Below are 19,138 nucleotides of genomic sequence, written 5' to 3'. Positions count from 1 at the left end.
TCACTTGTCGCCCCCGGCGGCTCCGTGGTGGGTCCGCCACCACTGGGCGATCTGGCTTCCGGTGGCGAACCACACGTCGTCATGGGAGCGGATGTGCTCGATCAGCCGGCGCAGCAGCAGCGCCCGGCTCGGCTTGCCCATGACTTCCGGGTGCATCATCACCACGTAGCAGAGTCCGTAGCGGTAGTAGCCGTCGAACTCCCGCCGCCAGTTGTCCAGGGTGAGCTCGGTGCCGGCGATCCGGTCCTGGCTGCGCGGCTCCGCCGGGACGTCGTTGTAGGCGAACTGGGGGAAGTCGTCCAGCTCCCACTGCGCGGGGATCTCGATGAGGTCGGTGTCCTGCCCGTCGATCCGCCAGCGGTACGGGCGGTCGTCGCCGCGCATGGAGCTGGAGTAGGAGAAGCCGAGATCGCACAGCAGCCGGGGGCTGTCGGCGCGGAAGTCACCGGAGGGGGTGCGGAACCCCACGGCCGTCGTGCCGGCCACCCGCTGGAAGATCTCCTGGCTCCGCTCGATCAGCGCCCGCTGCTCGGCGATGGACCTGGAGTAGTACAGCTCGTGCAGATAGCCGTGGTGGCCCAGCTCATGGCCGCGGTCCGCGATGGTCTTCAGCAGGTCGGGCCAGCTCTCGCCGGTCCAGCCGGGGACGAAGAAGGTGGCGGGGATCCGGAAGTCCTCCAGCAGGTCCAGGATCCGGGGGGTGCCCCGGTGCGGACCGTAGGCGCCGAGCGAGAACAGCCGTGGGGAGCGCCAGATGTCGGGGGCGTGGCCGAGGTTGGCCAGCAGCGCCGGGCCGTCCACGTCGAAGCTCAGCATCACGGCGCAGCGGGCGCCGCCCGGCCACCGCGGGCGGTCGACCGCCCCCGGCCGGGGCCGGTAGCCGGGCGTCGGGGTGGCGGAAGTGGTCATGGAGGCTCCGTAGTATCTGCTACGAACTTGTCGTGAATGCGACGCGAGGAAAGTAGGATGCGCTACGGACGCGCGTCAAGAGAGGGCAGCCCATGGACATGGCGGAGATCCCGGAGGGTGCGCCGCTCCAGCAGCGGGTGGCGGCCGCCTGGCCGCGGCTCGCTCCCGCCGAGCAGAAGGTGGCGGCGTTCCTCAGAGAGCATCCGCAGGAGGTGGGCTTCTCCTCCGCCAGCGAGCTCGGCGCGCTCACCGGCACCAGCGACGCCACGGTGGTCCGCACCGCCAAGGCCCTCGGCTACAGCGGCTTCACCGGTCTCAAGCACGCCGTGGCCCGGTCACTCGCCACCTTGATGCGGCCCTCCGCGCGGTTGCGCAGCCGCGTCGAGCACATGGCCGGATCCACCGAGGAACTGCTGGACCGGGTTTTCGAGGACGCCGCCGAGGTCATCCACGAGACCCGGCGCGGTCTGCGCGCCGACGCCTTCGCCGCGGCCGTGGAGCGGCTGCTGCCCGCCAAGGAGGTCATGGCCTTCGGCGCCGGCCCGTCCGGCATCATCGCCGAGTACCTCGCGCTGAGGCTCAACCGGCTGGGGCTCAAGGCCCGTCACACTGCGGACATGGGCTTCAGATTGCCGGACGCGCTGGTGCCGCTCTCGGCGGACGACGTCGTGGTGGTCTTCGCCCCGGCCCGGCTCTTCACGGAGATCGAGGTCATCATCGACCATGCCGAGGAGGTGGGCACCCCGGTCGTCCTGATCACCGACGCCCTCGGCCCGGCCCTCGGCGACCGCGTGGCCGTCACCCTCCTCGCCACCCTCTCCGCCTCCGGGGCCACCCGCGAGACGCTCGGCTCGCTGGCCGTGGTCGACGCCCTGGCCCTGGCCGTGGCCTCCCAGTTGGGCGAGCGCGCGCTGGAGACCTCGGAACTCCTGACCCGCCTCCGCGGTCACTTCCTGCCGCCCAACAGCCCCCGTTACGGCCGCGACGAGTGATGCGGGTGCGTCCCTCCGGGGCCGTCCGCCCGGTACGAGAGAGGCGTCTCACCAGGTGGCCGGTCTTGGCCAGGCATCCGACACGCGGTACCGTCGGTGCGATATCGACGATGGTCTGACGGAAGCCGGTGGGAGTCCGGCACGGTCGCGCCACTGTGAACGAGACGTATCCGAAGGGGACGTCCGTGAGTCAGACCCGCAGCCATCGTCTTGTGCACCACCGAGATGGGACGCGAACTCCCTTAGGAGGCCACTGTCATGGCGCAGCATGTCGCGCAGCCGACAGCCACCACCCCCGCCCTCCCCGCCACACTGCCGCTGAAGGCGATAGCTCCCTGGGCCGTCTTCTTCGGCATCCTGATGCTGGTCCTGCTGTACTTCGTCGGCGCCGAGCAGGGCGCCACCGCGGTCGTCTCCGGCTCGGGTGTCCACGAGTGGGTGCACGACGCCCGCCATCTGCTCGGCTTCCCCTGCCACTGAGGCGAGGGACGCCGCACCCCCATGAACTCCGCAACGGTAAGAAACCTGCTGGTGCGGGGCATGCTCGCCGGTCTTGGTGCCGGTGTGCTCGCCCTGATCGCCGCCTATTTCCTCGGTGAGCCGAACGTCGACCGCGCGATCGGCTTCGAGGAGGCCCACGCCCCCGCGCATGAGCACGAGGTCGAGATCGTCTCCCGTAGTCTTCAGTCCACCGCGGGCCTGGCCACCGGTGTGCTCATCTACGGGATCGCGTTCGGCGGCATCGCCGCCCTCGCCTACTGCGTCGCCCTCGGCCGCGTCGGCCGCTTCAGCCCGCGGGCCACCGCGCTGCTGCTGTCCGGCTGCGCGCTGCTCGCGGTCTATGTCGTGCCGTTCCTGAAGTACCCGGCCAACCCGCCCGCCGTCGGCAACGGCGACACCATCGGCAAGCGGACGACGCTGTACTTCCTGATGATGGTGCTCAGCGTGCTCCTGGCGATCGCCGCCACCATTCTCGGCAAGCGGCTCGCCCCGAAGCTGGGCGCCTGGTACGCCACCGTCGCCGCGGTGGCCGCCTTCGCCGTCGTCATCGGGCTTGCGTTCGCCTTCCTGCCCGTCGTCAACGAGGTCCCGGCGGACTTCCCGGCCACCGTCCTGTGGCGGTTCCGGCTGTCCGCCCTCGCCATGCAGCTGATCCTGTGGGGTGGCTTCGGCCTCCTCTTCGGCGAACTCGCCGAGCGGATGCTGAACCCCAAGCCCGCGAAGGCCGAGGAGAGCCGGGCGATGGCGGCCGCCCCGAACTGACCACCACACCGAGACGCATGAGGGCCCGCGGAGAAATCCGGGGCCCTCTCGCGTTGTGCGGGCACTTGGCGGCCTAACGGCCTGGCGTCCCGGAGGCACCCCTGCGGGGCGGCCTGGAGTCACTTCCGCGGGGGCAGGTGCCGCAGTCCGTTCGCCAGCAGCGCGAACGCGTGCTCCGCGTCGGCCACCGCACCCGCGTACCGCTCGTCGGCCGGCTCCCCGTACGTCACGCGTGCGGTGTTGTCCTGTGCCAGTGACCACTGGACCGCGACGATTTGGACGGCGGCCAGCCGCGCGGTGAGCTCCGGGGTGTCCGCCGTCTCCCGCAGCGCCTCCGTGAGCGCGCGTTCGGCACCCGCCTTGAACCGCTCCATCCGGGCCACCAGCGAGGGTGTGTCGAGGATCATCCGGGTGAGCTTGAGGATCTGGGGATGGTCGTTGAGCCCGGTGATCGGGTCCCGTTCGCGCAGGCCCTTGAGGAAGTGCTCGCGCAGTGCGGTCAGCGGGGTGGTACGGGGCGGGCGGGCCCGTACGACGCGGGCGCTCTCGGTCTCGTGGTCGGCGAGACGGTGCACCACGAGGTCTTCCTTCGCCGGGAAGTAGGCGAAGAGCGTGCGCTTGGACACCTCGGCCGCCTCGGCCACCTGGGCCACCGAGACCTGGTTGAAGCCGTGTTCGAGGAAGAGCGTGATCGCCGCCTCGGAGATCGCCGTGTGGGTCCGCTGCTTCTTCCGCTCCCGTAGCCCTGGCTTGCCGTCCACGACGACCACCGTAGCAGAGCACTTGCCCCCAGGGGATTTCTGCACCTGGTATACATATAGTCCGAGGCGAGAAATCGAGGAGAGGGCGGGGACGATGGAGATGACGGAGAGCACGACCGAAGTCGTCATCGCGGGCGCAGGCCCGACAGGGCTGATGCTGGCGTACGAGCTGGCGCTGGCCGGGGTCGAGACCCTGGTGCTGGAGAAGCTGGACCAGCGCATCGAGCAGGTGAAGGGCGGCGCGATCCAGCCCCGTACGGCCGAACTGCTGGAATCGCGCGGGCTGCTGGAGCCGATGCTGCGGCGGGCCACCCCGCGCGACCCGGTGGGCGGGCACTTCGCGATGCTGCCCGTGTCCTTGGACTGCACCCCCTGGCGGACCAGGCACAACTGCCCGATCGGCATCCCCCAGTGGAAGATCGAGGAGGTGCTGGAGGAGCGGGCGCTCGCCGCGGGCGCGCGGGTTGTGCGCTCCACCGCCGTCTCGGAGGTCGAGTCGGACGAGGACGGCGTGGTCGTGACGGCGGACGGCCTACGGGTGCGGGCGCGCTATCTGGTGGCGTGCGACGGCGGCCACAGCACGGTGCGCAAACTGCTGGAGCTGCCGTTTCCCGGGCGGGCCGGGACCCATCAGGCGGTGCTGACCGACATCCGGCTGACCGCGGTGTCCTCGCTGGTGCCGAAGCAGATGGGACACATCAGCACCATGACCCGTCAGGCGGGCGGCTACTGGGCCATGCTGGTCCCGGTCGGCGGTGACCTCTACCGCTTCACCTTCGGGCGCGCGGACCAGGCGGACACCGCCCGCGACACCCCCGTCACCCATGAGGAGATCGCCACCGCGCTGCGGGAGGTGTACGGCGAGGAGACCACCCTCGGGGCCGTGGACAACTCCTCGCGCTTCAGCGACGCCACGCGACAGCTGGAGCGGTACCGCGTGGGCCGTGTGCTGTTCGCGGGCGACGCCGCCCATATCCATTCGCCGATGGGCGGCCAGGGGCTCAACCTCGGTATGCAGGACGCGTTCAACCTCGGCTGGAAACTGGCCGCGGTCATCCAGGACCGGGCGCCGAGCGGCCTCCTGGACAGCTACCACGCCGAACGGCACCCGGCCGCGGCCCGGGTCCTGCACCACACTTCGGCACAGCGCGTCCTGGCGGACCCGAACCCGAGCGAGGACGTGGCCGCCCTGCGTGACATCTTCATCGACCTGCTGCGCCTGCCCGATGCCAACCGCCACCTCGCGGGGCTGATGTCCGGGCTCTCGCTGCGCTACGAACTGCCCGGCGAACACCCCCTCACCGGGCAGCGGATGCCGGACGCCGACCTGGTCACCGAGGCCGGTGCCACCCGGCTGTCGGCGCTGTTCGGCTCGGGCCACGCCGTTCTGCTCGATCTGGCCGGAGCCGTCCCGGACGGCCTCCCGCTCCCGCCAGGCGTCGACCTCGTCCGGGCCACCTGCGCCGACGACCTGGGCGCCGCCGCCCTGCTCATCCGCCCCGACGGCTATGTGTGCTGGGCGGCGGACACCTCGGCCGCCTGTGACGAGACCCTGCTCGCCACGATCGAGGGCGGGCTGGTGAAGGCGCACTGAGCCGGGCGCGTCGGACCGAGGTCAGCCGCGCCCCGGACATCAGGGCGACGGCGCCCCGGCGCCCGGCCGTTGGCGCTCAGTCGTCCAGGGGGAGCAGGACGCGGAACGTGGCGCCCTCGTCCGGGGCCGTACGCACCTCCACCCGGCCGTGGTGGGCCGTCACCAGGGAGCTGACGATCGTGAGGCCGAGCCCCGCGCCGCCGCTCTTGGTACGGCCGCGGGCGTCATCCGCGCGGTAGAAGCGGTCGAAGGCGCGGGCGGCCTGCTCCTCGGACATCCCCGGACCCTCGTCGTGCAGCTCCAGCACCGCCAGACCGTCCTCGGTGCCGACGCCGATCCGGACCGGAGTGCCGGGCGGGGTGTGGGCCACCGCGTTGCCGACGAGGTTGGAGGTCACCTGGCGCAGTCTCGCCTCGTCGCCGAGCACCGGCGCGCCACCCGGCGGCCCGCCGCCGGGGCCGGTGAGGGTGACGGGGCGCCGTGGATCGAGCGCGCGCAGGTCGTGCAGGGCGTCGACGGCCAGGGTGCGCAGATCCATCGGGGTGGGATGGAGCGGGAGGTCCGCGGCGGCGGCGTACTCGTCGAGCCGGGCGAGCAGCAGCAGATCCTCGACCAGCCCGACCAGCCGTGCCGCTTCCCGCTCGATACGTCCCATCGCGGCGTCGACGTCGGCGCGCTCGGGCATGCCGCCCATCCGGTACAGCTCGGTGAACCCCTTGATGCCGAAGAGCGGGGTGCGCAGCTCATGGCTGGCGTCCGCGATGAAGCGGCGCATCCGCTCGGCGGCGGCCGCCCGCGCCGCGTCGCTCTCCTCGACCCGGTCCAGCATGCCGTTGAGCGCCCTGGCCAGACGGCCGAGTTCGGTACGGGACGCGGCCAGCTCCGGGACGCGGCTGGACAGGTCGCCGTCCGCGATGGCCGCCGCGGTGGTCTCGACCCGGCGCAGCGGGCGCAGCCCGGCGCGTACGGCGAACCACCCGGCCCCGCCGAGCAGCGCCAGCACCAGGGAGTCGATGAGCAGCATCCGGGTGCCGAGCTGTCTGATCGTCGCGTCGACCTGGGTGAGGGAGGCCGCGAGGACGACACTGTGGGCGCCCTCGGCCCGCTTGTGCTGTTCTCCCGGCGCGTTGAGCGGTACGGCGATCACCCGCCATGTCTCACCGCCGTCGGCGGCCGGGGCCTCGAAGGGCCGACGGCCGCGCTCGCCGACCGCCGCCGCGTCGAGCGGGGGCAGGGCGGGAGCGCTGTGTGCCGCGGGCCGGATGACCCGCCGCACCCGGCCGTCCGGGCCGACGGAGGCCAGATAGACATCGCCGGTCAGCTGCTGCTCCACGGTGTCGCGCACCCGCGATGTCCGATCGCCCGCCATGTCGGACGGGTCGGTGAGGCGGGCGGTGGCCGCGGCGGCGGTACGGAGCCGGTTGTCCAGCTGATGCACCAGGTCGCGCTGGAGCAGGACGACAGCCAGGGCGTTGCTGCCGAGCAGGGCGACAACGAGCAGCGCCAGGGCGATCGCCAGCAGTCGGCCACGGAGCGAGAGTCGGCCGCGCAGCGAGAGTCGCCGACGAAGCGGGAGTCGGCCACGCGGCGAGAGTCGCCGACGAAGCGGGAGTCGGCCACGCGGCGAGAGTCGCCGACGAAGCGGGAGTCGGCCACGAGGCGGGAGTCGGCCGCGCTCGGGGCTTTCGCTCACCGCGGCGGCCTCCGCAGCACATACCCGGTGCCGCGCACCGTATGGATCAGCTTCGGTTCGCCCAGGTCCACCTTGCGCCGCAGATAGCTGATGTAGGAGGCGACGATGCTGTCGTCACCCCCGAAGTCGTACTGCCAGACCAGCTCCAGGAGTTGGGACTTCGACAGCACCTGCCCGGCGTTCTCCATCAGCACGCGCAGCAGGCTGAACTCGGTCGGGGACAGCCCCACCGGCTGCCCGCCCAGGATCACCTGATGGCTGTCGGGGTCCAGTTCCAGATCGCCGACGACCAGCCGGCCGTCCGACTGACGGCCGCTGACGCGGCGCAGGATGGCCCGGATGCGCAGGACCAGCTCCTCCAGGTTGAACGGCTTGGTGACGTAGTCGTCACCGCCCGCCCTGAGCCCGTTGATCCGGTCCTCGGGCGCATCGCGGGCGGTGAGGAACAGCACCGGGGGATGGCCCGCCGCGGCGAGCGGATGCTGGCCGCGCAGCCGGTGGACGACCTCGAAGCCATCGATGTCGGGCAGCATCACATCCAGCACGATCAGGTCGGGACGCCGCTCCCGCACCGCGGCCAGCGCCTCTTCGCCGGTCGCGACCGCGACCACGGCGAAGCCCGCCAGCCGTAGACTCGCGGAGAGCAACTCGCGCAGCGTCGGCTCGTCCTCCACCACCAGCAGCCGTTCCGATGCCGTCATCCGTCCCGTCCCGTCCTCGCCCGATCGTCCGCTCTCCGGCTCCCCGGCCCGCTACGCGTCGCGCCGGCGGAAGACGATGAACGCCGCGGTCAGCAGGGCCCCGACACACCCTGCCATGACGGCGAGCCCGGACCAGGGGGCCAGCAGCGCCGGATCGCGGTGGCCGGTGATGATCTGTCCGCCCGCGATCGGCGGCCAGTACTTCGCCACCCGGTCGCCGAACGCCCCGGGCAACGCGGGTGCGAACGCCTGCACGATCAGCATCGCGCCGAACAGGGTCGTCACCGTCGCCGTCGTGCTGCGGATCACCGCGCCGATCGCGAGGCCGAACAGCGCGGCGAGCGTCAGATAGAGCCCGCCGCCCAGAATGCCGCGCAGCGCCTGCGGATCGGAGAGGACGAGGTGCGGGGCGTCCGCACCCGCGAGCGCCGCCTGCCCCACGAGAAAGCCACTGAGGGACACCACCAGCCCGACCGGCAGCGCCACCGCGATCAGCACCGTGGCTTTTGCGGCCAGTACCCGGACCCGGTGCGGTACGGCGGTCAGCGTGCTGACGATCGTGCGGGCGCCGTACTCGGAGGTGATCACCAGGCCGCCCAGCAGACCGAGGGCGATCTGCGCCAGCAGGTAGCCGCGCAGACTGGTGGCGAGCGGGTCGAAGGCGGCCCGGTCGGCGGCCGTCATGGTCGCGTAGTCGCCTCCGGCGGATGTGCCGTTGAGCGAGGCGAGACCCGTACAGAACGCCAGGGTGCCGAGGATGACATAGCCGGTGGACCGCATGGTGCGGATCTTGATCCACTCGGCGTGCAGGGAGTGGCGGAACGTCGCCCGGCCCGCCGGTGCCTGGGGTGTCCGGTGCGCCGGTGCCGGGCGTGTCCGGTGTGCTCGTGGCCGGTCCTGCGTCGGCTCGTGGCCCATCGCCGCGCGGGTGTCCGCGGTGCTTCCGCTCATGAGTCCGTCTCCTGGTCCGTGTGGTATTCGAGGGCGTCGCGGGTCAGGTCCATGAAGGCCCGCTCCAGCGAGGGCTGCCGGGGCGTCAGCTCATGCAGCTCCACTCCGCCCGCCGCGGCCAGCGCGCCGATCCCGGCCGCGTCCATCCCGGTCACCACCAGGCCGTCCGCGCCGTCGGTGCGCACCTCCGCCGCCGGTGCCAGCATTCGGCGCAGCGATTCCACCCGCGGGCCGCGCACCAGGACCTCACGGCCGGAGTGCGCGTCGATGAACGCCGCCATGGAGGTGTCCGCGATCAGCCGTCCGCGGCCGATGACGATGAGGTGGTCGGCGGTGAGCTCCATCTCGCTCATCAGGTGGCTGGACATCAGCACCGCGCGCCCCTCGGCGGCCATCCGCCGCATCAGCCCGCGGATCCAGACGATCCCCTCCGGGTCGAGCCCGTTGAGCGGCTCGTCGAAGACGAGTACCGGGGGATCGCCCAGCAGCGCCGCCGCTGCGTGCGCAGGAGGATGCCGACGACCACGGCGGCGGCGAAGAACGCGCTGGTGGCCATGGCGATGTAACCGTGCACACCCAGGGCCGAGTTCACGGTCTCTCCGTCCATGACCGTATTGGTGGACTTGAGCACGGCCGAACCCACGAACTTCAGGATCACCGCACCGGTCGCCACCATCACCATGACCATGCTGGACACCACGCCCTGTCGTTCCGGGGGCGCGAGTGTCGCCGCCATGTTGAACCCGGAGGTCACGAGCGTTCCCGCGGTGAGGCTCAGCAGGAACGAGCAGACGACCGCGAGAGGGAGTACGGAGTCCCCGAGGAACATCCCGACGGTTCCGACCGTCCCGATCGCCACTCCGCCCGCCAGTGCCACGGCCGGTCCGACGCGGGTGCTGAGCACCCCCGCCAGGGTGCCCCCGAGCACGATGCCGATCGCCGGTATGCCGTACAGCAGGCCGAGCGCTCCCGGGGCGGCGAGTCCGTACCCGAGATCCTGGTCCGCCGAGACCTTGGCGATCAGGCCGAAGAGGGTGAGCATGCTCTGGTACGCGCCGGTTCCGAAGACGACCACGAGCAGCGTGAGCACCAGCGGCCTGCCGAGGTTCCTGATGTCGATCACGGGCTCGGGAATCCGGCTCGCCACCAGGAACCACCGGGCCAGTGCCGCGGCGCCACCGACGAGCAGGGCGAGCGGGCCCACGGTGAACCAGCCGAACTCCGACCCGAGGCTCACATAGCTGAGCACCGCCGCCAGCCCGCCACCGAGGAGAACGGCCCCGGCGATGTCGACCTTGCCCGGTGTCCTGATCGTGGACTGGGGAACCAGGCGGTGCACCAGGACCGCCGCGACGGCCGCGAAGATGGCCGACGCCACGAACACACTCCGCCAGCCGAACTCCGCGGCCGTCAGCTCGAAGAGGGCGGGCATGACGATGCTGAGGAGCGCGGAGCCGGAGGTCACGACGCCCGTGACGACCATCGCCATGTCCGGTGCGCACATGTCACGGATGAGGGCGACCGTGAGGAACACGGCTCCCACGGCCGCTCCCTGGAGCAGCCGGCCGAAGATGAACACCCAGAGATTGGGGGCGACGAGACACACCAGGGCGCCCGCCAGGGCGGTGATCAACGTCGCCACCAGCACCCTGCGCTTGCCGTGGATATCGGCGCTCTTCCCGAGCAGTGGCGCCCACATCGCTCCCGCCAGCAGCGAACTGGCGTCGATCCACGCCGACTGATCCGTGCCGAAGTGGTCGAGCATCTCGGGAAGGACGAGGAGCGGTGCGGTGACGACGGTGTCCACCATGGTGTTCACCAGAATCAGGATGGCCACCTGGCCGATGAGCCGTCTGTTCCACCTCGTGTGCTGTTCGCTGCGGAGCGGTCCGGTGTTGGTGCTCGTGCTGATGCCGGTGCCGGTGCTGCCGTTGGGCATGAAGCGCTCTTCCCCCCTGTCCCTCTGGACCTGGTCGCGGTCGCCCGACGTCGTCGTGGCGCGTGGCATCACAGTGATCCGCTGGTCTGGGACAGCTCTGCACGAGTCTGGGTGTCGTATGAGAACCGGAAGTCGGCTCCGGGGGAAACCGGCCGGTCGTGGCGGCCGACCGGCCGGTCATTCACAGAAACTCACAGAATCGGTCGGCCGGTCAGCCCTGGTCCGGCTCGGGCAGGCCCGGTTCGGGCAGACCGGGGCCGGTGGTGTAGCCGGGGAAGCGACGTCCGGGCCGGGGGCGCGCGGGCTGCGGGTACGCGGGCTGGCCGCACGCCACGGCGCCACCACGGTGCTGCGCACCGCCGAACTCACCGTCCGCTCCGGCACCTGCCTGGCCATCGTCGGCCGCTCGGGCAGCGGCAAGACCACGCTCGCCCGGTGCCTGGCCGGACTCCACCGCGACCACGACGGAGAGGTGCTGCTCGACGGCGCCCCGCTGCCCCGCAGTCTGCGCTCCCGCACCCGGGAGCAACTCGCCGCCGTCCAGTACGTCTTCCAGGACGCACGGTCCGCCTTCGACGAACACCGGCCGGTCCTGGACCAGGTGGCGCGCACGGCGATACGGCTGCGAGGGGCCGACCCGGCGACGGCGCGGGCCGAGGCGGAGGCGACGCTGAACGGCCTCGGGCTCGCGCCCGACCTCGTACGGCGCCTCCCGGGACAGCTGTCGGGCGGCGAGTCACAGCGTGCCGCCCTCGCCCGCGCCCTGCTCGCCCGGCCCCGGGTGCTCGTATGCGACGAGGTCACCTCCGGTCTGGACCCGATCACCCGCCGGGACATCCTCGACCGCCTCATCGCCCTGCCCCGCGACCACACCGACCTGGCCCTGATCCTCATCACCCACGACCTGGACGCGGCGGCCCTGGCCACCCGCGTCGCCGTCCTGGAGGCGGGCGAACTGATCGAGCAGGGCCCGGCCCAGCAGGTGCTGACCACCCCCAGCCACCCGTTCACGGCCGACCTGACGCGCGCCTGGTCCGGCCAGGTCGCTTAGGACGACATGCGGATCGCCTACGAGACGTCGTCCGCGATCCGGTGTCGCAAGTGGTCGTAGGCCCAGGCGGCGAGGGTGGTCGGGGTGGTGGTCCGGAGGGTGCGGGGCTGCTCGGGCACGAAGTCCTCGCGCAGTCCGGTCGACATGCCGAGCACGGCCTCGACCAGGCCCTCGGCCATCCCCGCCCGGCGCAGTCGCGCGCGCATGGCGTCGTCGGTGATCCGCTCGACGCCGATCCGGCGGCCGGTGGCGGCCGTGAGGATGTCGCCGACCTGTCGCCAGGTGAGGTCGGCGGGCCCGTGAACGGCCTGTACGCACCGGCCGGACCAGGCGGGCGCCAGCAGACGGGTGGCGGCGACCTCGGCGATGTCGCGGGGCGCCACCCACCCCATGGGCTGGTCGAGCGGCAGGATCACCTGGAGGGTACCGGCGCGCAGGGCCTCGAGCTCGAATTCGAGATTGCTGAAGAAGTAGGCGCAGCGCAGATGGGTGACGTCGACGCCCGTGCCGTCCAGCGCGATCTCGGTCCGTGCCAGGCCGTCGATCTCACCGGCACCGTGGCGCTTCTCCGCGCCGACGCTGCTCTGGAACACCACGCGGCCGATCCGGTTCTCGGTGACGGCGCGCACCACGCTGTCGGTGGCGCGGGCGTATTCGGCGAGCGGATCGCCGTGGCCGCTGGTCGGGTTCACCCAGAACAGGGCGTCCACGTCGCGGGTGGCGGCCACCACCGCGTCGGCGTCGTACTGGTCGGCCGGCACCGCGTCCACCTCGTCCCGGACCCCGGGCGCCAGCCGCCCGGGGTCGCGCAGCAGAACACGTGGCCGGACCCCGGCACGGACGAGTGTGGCGACGACGTGGCGGCCGACGTTTCCGGTCGGGGTGGTGACGGCGATCCGCATGGCTGTTTCCTCTCATCGATGGCTCGACGGCACCCTAGGAACCAAGGCGGCCGGAAGCTGTCCTCCTCTCCTGGAAGGCTGAGGACATGGAGCTCGATCCCACGATCAGGACCTTGACCATGCTGACGCTGCTTCAGTCAGGTGGCGAGTGGACCGCCACCGAGCTGGCCGAACGGCTCGGCACGAGCGTCCGCACCGTGCGACGCGACGCCCAGCGGCTGCGCCGTCTCGGGTACACCGTCGAGGCCCGCCCGGGACCGGGCAGCGCCTACCGGCTGAGCCCCGGGACCAGGATCCCGCCGCTGCTGTTCACCGCCGACGAGATCACCGCGCTGGTGGCCGGGCTGCATCTGATCCGCGCCTTCCTCCCCGAGGAGGCGGTCGCGTCGAGCGCGCTGCTCAAGCTGGACCAAGTGCTGCCCCGCCCGCTGCGGCGCCGCGCGGCCGCCACCGACCTGGCCACCGAGGTGCTCCAGCAGCCCGGCGCGGTGGTCTCGGCGGCGACCGTCGGGGTGATCGCCGACGCGGTGGCCGAGGACGGCAGAGTCCGCTTCCACTACACCGACCAGCACGGCCGCCCCTCCACCCGGCTGGTCGAGCCGTACCGCCACTTCCTGCGCGCCGGACACTGGTACCTCGTGGCGTTCGACGCCGACCGGGACGACTGGCGCACCTTCCGCCTCGACCGGATCACCGACATCTCACGGGTGGCGGGCACCTACCGGCCGCACACGTTCCCCGATGAGTCCATCGAGCACTGGCTGACCACCGACTTCGGCCGCGCCACTCACGGCGTGGCGTGACGGGATCGCCCATGGGCTACATTCACGCCCGTGCCCGAATCACCTCTCCACGCCGCCGCGGACGGCATCGTGCCCGGCTTCGGCATCGACGCCATCCATGCGGCCGCGCGGCGCCTGACCGGCCATGTGGTCCGGACGCCGCTGCTCAACTCCCCGATGCTGGACGACCTGGTGGGCGCCCGCGTCCTGGTCAAGGCCGAATGTCTCCAGCTGACCGGCTCGTTCAAGGTGCGCGGGGCGCTCAACGCGCTGCTCAGCCTGGACGAGGACGTCCGCCGCGCCGGGATCGTGGCCTACTCGGCGGGCAACCACGGGCAGGGCGTGGCCGCCGCGGCGCGGCTCGCCGGGTGCCCCGCGGTCATCGTCATGCCGAGCACCGCTCCCCGTATCAAGGTCGACAACTGCCGCTGGTGGGGCGCCGAGACGGTCCCGTACGACCCGCGGACCGAGGACCGGGAAGAGGCCGCCCGGAAGATCGTCGAGGAGCGCGGGATGACGCTGATCCCGCCCTTCGACGACCCCCGCGTCATGGCCGGGCAGGGCACCGTCGGCCTGGAGATCGCCGAGCAGGCGCGCGAACTGGGTCTGACCCCGGACACGGTCCTGGTGAACTGTAGCGGCGGCGGGCTGGCCGCCGGTGTGATCACCGCGCTCGACCACGCGCTCCCCGGCCTCGCGAACCACATCGTCGAACCCGCGGGCTTCGACAAGATGGCCCGGTCCCTCGCCACCGGACGCGTATGCGCCAACCCCCACCCGCCGGGCGACCTCATGGACGCCGTCTCCGGCCCGGTGGCCGGTGCCCGCCCCCTGGCCGTCCTGCGCCACCACGACGTGACCGGCCTGACCGCCACCGACGAGGAGGCCCTGGCCGCCATGGCCACGGCCCACCGCGTCCTCAAGCTCGTGGTCGAGCCGGGCGCCGCCGCGTCCCTGGCGGCCCTGCTGTCGGGGAAGGCGGACGTCCGGGGCAAGGTCGTGGCGCTCGTGGCGTCGGGCGGCAACGTCGATCCGGCGGTCTACCGCAAGGCCCTGGCGGACTGAGACCGTTCCACCGAGGAGCACTACGCTGACGTCGCCCCGGCGGGGAAGACCGGTGGGCGAAGTGACGCCCAGGGGCGTTCCGCTTCCAACTGCGCCGCCACGCACACCAGCAGATCCTCCCGTCCGTACGCCGCGGCCAACTGGACGCCGATGGGCGTGCCGGACTCGGACAGCGCCGCCGGTACCGCGATCGCGGGCTGGCCCGTGGTGTTGAACGGCGCGGTGAAGGCGAGCACGTCCCGACCTCTGGAGGCCGTCGGGCTCCCGCCACGGCCACCCCACCGGCTTGGGCGGTGTGGCGAACACCGGGCTCAGCAGCAGGTCGAACTCCTGCCACCAGCGGGCCATGGCGGCCCGGAGCCCGCTCTGCCAGACGAGGGCGTCGGCGAGCTCCAGCCCCGTGATCTCCCGCCCGCGCCGCACCCAGAACCAGGTGACGGGGTCGAGGTCGCCGGGGCCGGGCTCCTCGCCGAGCTCCCTGACCAGCGCCTCGACACCCTGTGCCGCGGTGACGCTCAGCGCGTCGAAGAACGCCGTGAGGCACCGGGGATCCAGCATGGGGGCGGGGTGTGCCTCCTCGACCTCGTGCCCGAGCCGCTCGAGTATCCGGGCCGTGTCGAGAACGGCATCCCGCACCGCGTCCACGACCTGGGGCGTGTGCTCGGGCGCATGGGCGAGGACACCGACCCTGAGCCGCCCCGGATCACGGCCGGCCATCGCGGTCAGACCGCCCGGAGGCAGGGGCGCTGGGCCACCCAGGTCCCCGGGCGCGCCACCGCTCACCGCGTCCAGCACCGCCGCGGTGTCCCGTACGGTCCGGGTGACCACGGCCGGGACGCTGTGCCCCCACCTGCTGGGCCTGCCCGGACCCGCGCTGACGCGCCCCGCGCTGGGCTTCAGGCCCACCAGGTGGCAGAACGCGTCCGGCATCCGGATCGAGCCGCCGCCGTCTCCGCCCTGCGCCACGGGCACCATGCCCGCGGCGACCGAGGCCGACGCGCCACCTGATGAACCACCCGGGGTGAGATCCGTACGCCACGGGTTCCGCGTCACCCCGTGGACCCGGCTCTCGCTCACCGAGAGCAGGCCGAACTCCGGCGCCGAGGTCTGGCCGACGACGATGAAACCCGCCTCCTTGAGCCGCCGGTTGACCACGGCGTCCTCCCGCGCGACCCGGCCGTGCCCGGCCACCCACGCACACCCGAAGTTGGCCGGGTCGCCCTCGCTGTCGCTGAGGGACTTCGTCAGCGTGGGCACTCCGGCGAACGGGGCCTCCCGGCGCACCCGGTCCGCCTCCGCGAGCGCCCGCTCGTACCGCCGGTGCGTGATCGCGTTGAGCCGGGGGTCGGTTTCCTCGATGCGCGCGATGGCGGCCTCGACGAGTTCCCGGGGGGACACCTCGCCCCGCCGGACCAGCTCCGCCTGGGCCAGTGCGTCCATCGTGGCCAGGGTGGTCATGTGGTTCTCTCCCGTTCTGTCCGTGTGTCTGGAATCGGAGACGTCCACCGGTCCGCTGAGCGGTCCGGAGCGATGGCGGTCGGCGCGAGAGGGCCATACCGTGCCAGCCCCGACGGACGACGGAGGCGCCATGCTCCGCACCGAGCCGTGCCTCCACGCCCCGACGCGGGAGGACCCGGCCGACCGGGTCGCCCCGTCATCTCATACCGATGTGCGCACCGGGCCCCAGCGGCAGACCGAACCCGTAGAAGACGCCCAGGATCGCCAGCCACACCACCAGGAACGGCACGGCGAAGACCGAGAGCCGGGCGATGAGGGTGCCGAGCCGGGCCTCGGGTTCGTACTGGCGGAGCATGGCGAGGATCAGGAAGAGGTACGGGTTCATCGGCGTGAGGATGCCGGTGGCGGAGTCCCCGATGCGGAAGGCCGCCTGGCTGAGCGCGGGGCTCATCCCGAGCAGCATGAACGCGGGGACGAAGATGGGCCCGGCCAGGGACCACAGGGCGGAGCCGGAGACGATGAAGAGGTTGAGGCAGGCGGTCAGCAGGACGAACGCCACGATGACCCAGAAGCCGGTGAGCCCGATGGAGTTGAGGGACGCGGCGGCCTTCACGGCGAGCAGGATGCCGACGTTGGACCAGTTGAAGAGCGCGATCACCTGAGCCGCCACGAACATCATGACGAGGTAGCCGGACATGGCCTTCAACGAGTCCGAGACGGCCGTGATCAGCTCCTCGGCGCCGGTGACGGTTTTGGCCGCCGTGGCGTAGGTGATCCCGGCCAGGAGGAAGCCGCAGAACACGATCGGGACCATGCCGGTGAGGACCGGGGACGGCAGCAGGGCCCCGCCCTCGCCACGCAGCGGAGCCCCGGGGGGCAGCCACAGGGCGAGGACCGCCGCCAGATATACGGCGACGACGAGCGCGGTGCGGCGCAGCCCGCGGCGCTGGGCGGGGGTGAGCGTCAGATCCTCCGGCTCCGGCTCGCCCTCGGCCGCCCGGTACGGCCCGAGGCGCGGTTCGAGCACCCGGCTGATGAGGAAACCGCCGAGCAGGCCGAGCACGACGCTGCTGGCCGCGGTGAAGAAGTAGTTGATGAGCAGGTGGATGTGCGATCCGTCGCCCGCGGGGAGCGCCGAGGCCGCCTGCTGGGTGATGCCGACGTACGTGGCGTCGAGCGAGCCGACGGTGAACCCCGCGGCGTAGCCCGCGCTGACGCAGGCGAAGGCACCGATGAGGCCCGCCACCGGGTGGCGGCCCGCGCTCTTGAAGACCATGGCCGCGAGTGGTGGGAAGACGAGCGCGGCCACGTCGGTCATCACATGGGCCTGGCAGGCGAAGAGCGCCAGCGCGTACGGCAGTACGGCCTTGGGGGCGCGGGCCAGCGTGGCCCGCATCAGGGTGTTCAGCAGACCGGTCCGCTCCGCCAGCCCGACGGCCATGAACAGCGTCAGCACCGTGCCGATGGGCGGGAAGGTGGCGAAGTTGAGGACCAGGTTCTCCAGCAGCCAGCGCAGCCCTTCGCCGGTGAGCAGACCGGTGATGGGCTTGCTCTTGTCCGTGCCCGGCACCGCGGCGGAGACACCGGCGAGGTCCAGTGCGGTGGAGACGACGGCCAGCAGGGCGAAGAGCGCGGCGAACAGGATGACGGGGTTGGGCAGGGCGTTGCCCGCCCGTTCGACCAGGGAGAGCAGCCGGTCGAGACCGCCGCGCCGCCCGCTGCCCGGAGGCTTCATGTCCGTGGTGGGGAGAGTGCGCGATGAGGACATCATGGCTGCCTCACGGCGGGGGCGGCTGGGAGCAGCGGACCCTTGCGGACCACACCGCCCTGGACCACGCACACGATGTTGGCGGGCTCACCGAGCAGGCCGATGTCCGTGAGCGGATCGCCGTCGCACAGGATCAGGTCGGCGGTGCGGCCGGGGACGAGCGTGCCGAGCCGGTCGGCCAGGCCGAGGAGTTCGGCGGAGGTGCGGGTGCCGGCGACGATGGCCGCCATCGGGTCCATGCCGAGGGCCACCAGGTGGCCGAGCTCCGTGAGGTTCACCCCGTGCGGGGCGATCGCCGCGTCCGTGCCGAGTGCGATCCGGGCGCCCCGCTCGATGGCACGGGAGATGTTCTCCTTGGTGATACCGGCCCAGCGGGTCTTCTTCTGGTACTGGTACTCCGGCATCGTGTCCTTGTCGACGCTCGTGAACGCGGCGGACAGCGTCGGTACGACGAAGACACCACGCTCACCCGCCAGCTCCAGCGCCCGCTCGTCCAGCCCGTAGCCGTGCTCGACGCTGGTGACACCGCCGCGGATGGCGTTGAGGATGCCCGCGGTGCCCTGGGCGTGGGCGGCCACCGGTGTGCCGCCGTGCCGCCGCGCCTCGTCCACGACGGCACGGATCTCCTCCTCCCGAAGGCCCTCGTCCTCGGGCTGGTCGTAGGGGCTGGCCATACCGCCGGTGGCGCAGATCTTGATCACGTCGGCGCCCGCGCGCAGCACCTCGCGCACCGCGAGCCGGGCCTCGTCCACGGTGTCCGCGAGAGTGGCCATCTCGCCGCCGGTGAGATCGGTGCCGTCGAGCAGCCGGAAGTCGGAGTGGCCGCCGGTGTGGCCGATGATCCGTACGGCCGTGTGCAGCCGCGGGCCCACGATCCGGCCGGTCTCCACCGCCGTTCGGTAGCCCGCGGACAGTCCGCCCAGGTCACGGGCGGTGGTGATGCCCGCGTCCAGGGTCTCGCGCAGCCGCGTGGCCGTATCGTACGTGACCAGCACCGGATCCAGTTCGCCACGGCGTCCGGGGTGGGCTCGGTGCGCGTACGCAAGGTGGACATGGCAGTCGAAGAAGCCGGGCAGCAACGTCCGGCCACCCGCGTCGATGTCCCGGACCGGGGGCGTGGCCCCGGGCCCCGGAGGCTCCGCCGCGGCGGGCCCGGCGTAGGTGATGGTCCCCTCGGCGTCGACGGTGACGACGGCGTCGTCCACGGGGGAGGCACCCGTGCCGTCGATGAGCCGGGTGTGGTGGACACGCAGAGCGGTCCTGGTGGTCTTGGCGGTCTCGTGCGTCGTGGCATCCGTCATGGCGGGCG

Annotated in this window: 17 protein-coding genes, 2 pseudogenes and 1 riboswitch; of the genes and pseudogenes, 7 read left to right on the top strand and 12 right to left on the bottom strand. The window is 72.1% G+C overall.

Features of this window, described 5'->3' with window-relative positions; genetic code table 11:
* Positions 1-909, bottom strand: coding sequence for a polysaccharide deacetylase family protein (locus tag ACJX2R_RS09275; protein WP_413099633.1), 909 nt, complete (start codon positions 907-909; stop codon positions 1-3).
* 92 nt (positions 910-1,001) lie between these two features.
* On the opposite strand from ACJX2R_RS09275, the gene ACJX2R_RS09270 reads away from it, so the two are divergent.
* From ACJX2R_RS09270 to ACJX2R_RS09260, 3 genes are all read left to right on the top strand, one after another.
* Positions 1,002-1,901 (top strand): MurR/RpiR family transcriptional regulator, encoded by a 900-nt coding sequence (locus tag ACJX2R_RS09270; protein ID WP_413099632.1) that lies wholly within the window; start codon positions 1,002-1,004, stop codon positions 1,899-1,901.
* Between the two features lie 68 nt (positions 1,902-1,969).
* Positions 1,970-2,120: riboswitch (cobalamin riboswitch) on the top strand.
* Between the two features lie 39 nt (positions 2,121-2,159).
* Positions 2,160-2,381 carry a CbtB domain-containing protein gene (locus tag ACJX2R_RS09265; protein WP_020873239.1) on the top strand — a complete coding sequence of 74 codons (222 nt, stop codon included), beginning with the start codon at positions 2,160-2,162 and terminating at the stop codon, positions 2,379-2,381.
* 21 nt (positions 2,382-2,402) lie between these two features.
* Positions 2,403-3,164 (top strand): CbtA family protein, encoded by a 762-nt coding sequence (locus ACJX2R_RS09260; protein WP_413099631.1) that lies wholly within the window; start codon positions 2,403-2,405, stop codon positions 3,162-3,164.
* A gap of 119 nt (positions 3,165-3,283) precedes the next feature.
* Here ACJX2R_RS09260 and ACJX2R_RS09255 read toward each other — a convergent pair whose 3' ends face one another.
* The gene (locus ACJX2R_RS09255) at positions 3,284-3,925 is read right to left on the bottom strand and encodes a TetR/AcrR family transcriptional regulator (RefSeq protein WP_413099630.1); all 642 of its coding nucleotides are present in this window, start codon (positions 3,923-3,925) and stop codon (positions 3,284-3,286) included.
* A gap of 100 nt (positions 3,926-4,025) precedes the next feature.
* On the opposite strand from ACJX2R_RS09255, the gene ACJX2R_RS09250 reads away from it, so the two are divergent.
* Positions 4,026-5,519 (top strand): FAD-dependent monooxygenase, encoded by a 1,494-nt coding sequence (locus tag ACJX2R_RS09250; RefSeq protein WP_413099629.1) that lies wholly within the window; start codon positions 4,026-4,028, stop codon positions 5,517-5,519.
* A gap of 76 nt (positions 5,520-5,595) precedes the next feature.
* On the opposite strand, the gene ACJX2R_RS09245 is transcribed toward ACJX2R_RS09250, so the two are convergent.
* The 5 genes from ACJX2R_RS09245 to ACJX2R_RS09225 form a co-directional block, all read right to left on the bottom strand.
* Positions 5,596-7,071, bottom strand: coding sequence for a sensor histidine kinase (locus tag ACJX2R_RS09245; RefSeq protein WP_413105812.1), 1,476 nt, complete (start codon positions 7,069-7,071; stop codon positions 5,596-5,598).
* A gap of 137 nt (positions 7,072-7,208) precedes the next feature.
* Positions 7,209-7,913: a response regulator transcription factor gene (locus tag ACJX2R_RS09240; protein ID WP_413099628.1), complete on the bottom strand. Its 705-nt coding sequence runs from the start codon at positions 7,911-7,913 to the stop codon at positions 7,209-7,211.
* 51 nt (positions 7,914-7,964) lie between these two features.
* Complete coding sequence (locus ACJX2R_RS09235; protein ID WP_413099627.1) at positions 7,965-8,864, bottom strand: ABC transporter permease; 900 nt, start codon at positions 8,862-8,864, stop codon at positions 7,965-7,967.
* The gene (locus tag ACJX2R_RS09230; RefSeq protein ID WP_413099626.1) at positions 8,861-9,268 is read right to left on the bottom strand and encodes a hypothetical protein; all 408 of its coding nucleotides are present in this window, start codon (positions 9,266-9,268) and stop codon (positions 8,861-8,863) included. The genes ACJX2R_RS09235 and ACJX2R_RS09230 overlap by 4 nt, the downstream gene beginning before the upstream one ends.
* Positions 9,268-10,803, bottom strand: a complete 1,536-nt coding sequence (locus tag ACJX2R_RS09225; protein ID WP_413099625.1) for an MFS transporter — start codon at positions 10,801-10,803, stop codon at positions 9,268-9,270. Before ACJX2R_RS09225 ends, ACJX2R_RS09230 begins: the two co-directional genes overlap by 1 nt.
* Before the next feature lie 283 nt (positions 10,804-11,086).
* Here ACJX2R_RS09225 and ACJX2R_RS09220 point away from each other — a divergent pair.
* Positions 11,087-11,854 (top strand): annotated as a pseudogene (locus ACJX2R_RS09220) (ATP-binding cassette domain-containing protein); the annotation flags it as partial.
* A 17-nt stretch (positions 11,855-11,871) separates the two neighbouring features.
* On the opposite strand, the gene ACJX2R_RS09215 reads toward ACJX2R_RS09220, so the two are convergent.
* Complete coding sequence (locus tag ACJX2R_RS09215; RefSeq protein WP_413099624.1) at positions 11,872-12,756, bottom strand: NAD(P)H-binding protein; 885 nt, start codon at positions 12,754-12,756, stop codon at positions 11,872-11,874.
* A gap of 119 nt (positions 12,757-12,875) precedes the next feature.
* Here ACJX2R_RS09215 and ACJX2R_RS09210 point away from each other — a divergent pair, with 119 nt between their 5' ends.
* A complete protein-coding gene (locus ACJX2R_RS09210) occupies positions 12,876-13,559 on the top strand; it encodes a helix-turn-helix transcriptional regulator (RefSeq protein WP_413105811.1) in 684 nt (227 codons plus the stop codon).
* 30 nt (positions 13,560-13,589) lie between these two features.
* The gene (locus tag ACJX2R_RS09205) at positions 13,590-14,603 is read left to right on the top strand and encodes a threonine/serine dehydratase (RefSeq protein ID WP_413099623.1); all 1,014 of its coding nucleotides are present in this window, start codon (positions 13,590-13,592) and stop codon (positions 14,601-14,603) included.
* 20 nt (positions 14,604-14,623) lie between these two features.
* Here ACJX2R_RS09205 and ACJX2R_RS09200 read toward each other — a convergent pair whose 3' ends face one another.
* The 4 genes and pseudogenes from ACJX2R_RS09200 to ACJX2R_RS09185 all read right to left on the bottom strand — a co-directional run bounded on the left by ACJX2R_RS09200 (position 14,624) and on the right by ACJX2R_RS09185 (position 19,130).
* Positions 14,624-14,839, bottom strand: coding sequence for an amidase family protein (locus tag ACJX2R_RS09200; RefSeq protein ID WP_413099622.1), 216 nt, complete (start codon positions 14,837-14,839; stop codon positions 14,624-14,626).
* 100 nt (positions 14,840-14,939) lie between these two features.
* Positions 14,940-16,043 (bottom strand): annotated as a pseudogene (locus ACJX2R_RS09195) (amidase); the annotation flags it as partial.
* 214 nt (positions 16,044-16,257) lie between these two features.
* Complete coding sequence (locus tag ACJX2R_RS09190) at positions 16,258-17,796, bottom strand: AbgT family transporter (protein ID WP_413099621.1); 1,539 nt, start codon at positions 17,794-17,796, stop codon at positions 16,258-16,260.
* A gap of 32 nt (positions 17,797-17,828) precedes the next feature.
* Positions 17,829-19,130, bottom strand: a complete 1,302-nt coding sequence (locus tag ACJX2R_RS09185) for an amidohydrolase family protein (protein ID WP_413099620.1) — start codon at positions 19,128-19,130, stop codon at positions 17,829-17,831.
* Between the last annotated feature and the right edge of the window lie 8 nt (positions 19,131-19,138).

This window comes from Streptomyces sp. Inha503, assembly GCF_047215865.1.
GTDB lineage: Bacteria > Actinomycetota > Actinomycetes > Streptomycetales > Streptomycetaceae > Streptomyces > Streptomyces lycopersici.
Note: the sequence above shows the minus strand (reverse complement) of the source record. Positions and strands in the feature narration are given on the sequence as shown.